We start from the raw sequence: 1,264 nt of genomic DNA on the forward strand, positions 1-1,264 counted from the left end.
CTGAGCCATCCCCTCATATGAAACCGAGCGCTTCTTTGAAGACAGGGTGCTGATGGAGGAGTTCGGCGAAGCGCTCGACAAGCGGAAGCAGTCGCTCCTCCTTCATCATGGGAATGGCTTGGTAATACATGCAGCCCTGTCGGAAGAGCGAGTAGGTGCGCGTCTTGGCTGTGTTGGCCTTCAAACCCTTCTCCATCCCGAGACTCTCCCCCGCGGCGCCCAGCAGCGTCAGCAGCACCTGGGACAAGGCGCTCACCAGCAGCAGCCTGTCTCTGCGCTCGGGACTCTTCACGCGCACCGTGGACAGTCCCATCCCGAATCTCAAGTCCTTGACGTCCCGGAACGTCTCCTCGCACGAGAAGCGCCGGGCGTAGAGGTCCACCACCTGGCGCGCGCTGGAGGCTCCCAGGCTGGTGGCCAGACACCACGGCTCCTTCATTCCCTTCTGGTGCACCAGCACCACCGCTGGCACCGGCGTGCGGTCCGCCGTCACATGCACGTCCATCAGCTTCTTGGCGTGCCCGCTGGTGGGAATCCACTCGGCCGCGGGACACCCGGTGCCGCCGGCCACCTCCACCCGCACGTCCTTGCGAAAGCGCACCACGTACTCGAAGCCCGCCTGGGCCAAAAGGGCATACAACCGCTGGTCCGCGAAGCCCCGGTCCGCCAGCACCGTCACCTTCACCCCTTCGGGCACGCACTCCTTGAGCCGCAGCAGCAGCTCATCCTCCGCCTGGGCGCGGTTGCCCGCCAGCGCGCTCTTCTGCAGCGTCATCCACAGCAGGGGCGTGGTGCGTCCATGCGAGGTGACGAGGCTGGCCACCAGGGTGGTGTGGTCATCGGCCTCGAAGTCCGTCCAGTCCAACGCCACCAGCGCCTCGGTGCGCTCGGCCAGCACGTATGGCACCCACGAGGCCGCCAGCTTCCACACGTCCACCGCATCGTTGGACAGCAGCCGGTCCACCTGCTTGATGCCGTGCTTCTGCACTCCGCCTCGCGCCCACGCCAGCGCCTGGCCAATGGCGTGCACCGACAGCGACGCGGCGTGCACCACGCCCAACGTCGCGTGCGCCAGCGACAGCACCCTCTTGGCGTGCAGGTCTTCCTCGAACAGGCTCTCCAGGAACCTCAGCACCTGCTCTTCGTTGATGGCCACTTTGCGTCCCCGCATGGCCTCTCTTACTGCTCCCCACCACTCCGCCTCGCACGCAGCTGTCAGGTAGGCGTCTGGCGATCCGCTCGCTTAAATGCGGGGATCACTCAG

General features: G+C 66.0%; 1 protein-coding gene. It reads right to left on the minus strand.

All coding sequences use genetic code 11. The features are described from left to right. Positions 1 to 13: 13 nt before the first annotated feature. Positions 14 to 1,171, minus strand: a complete 1,158-nt coding sequence (locus D7Y11_RS42615; protein ID WP_120574871.1) for an IS4 family transposase — start codon at positions 1,169 to 1,171, stop codon at positions 14 to 16. Positions 1,172 to 1,264 lie beyond the last annotated feature (93 nt).

It is taken from the genome of Corallococcus sp. AB018 (assembly GCF_003986945.1).
GTDB lineage: Bacteria > Myxococcota > Myxococcia > Myxococcales > Myxococcaceae > Corallococcus > Corallococcus exiguus.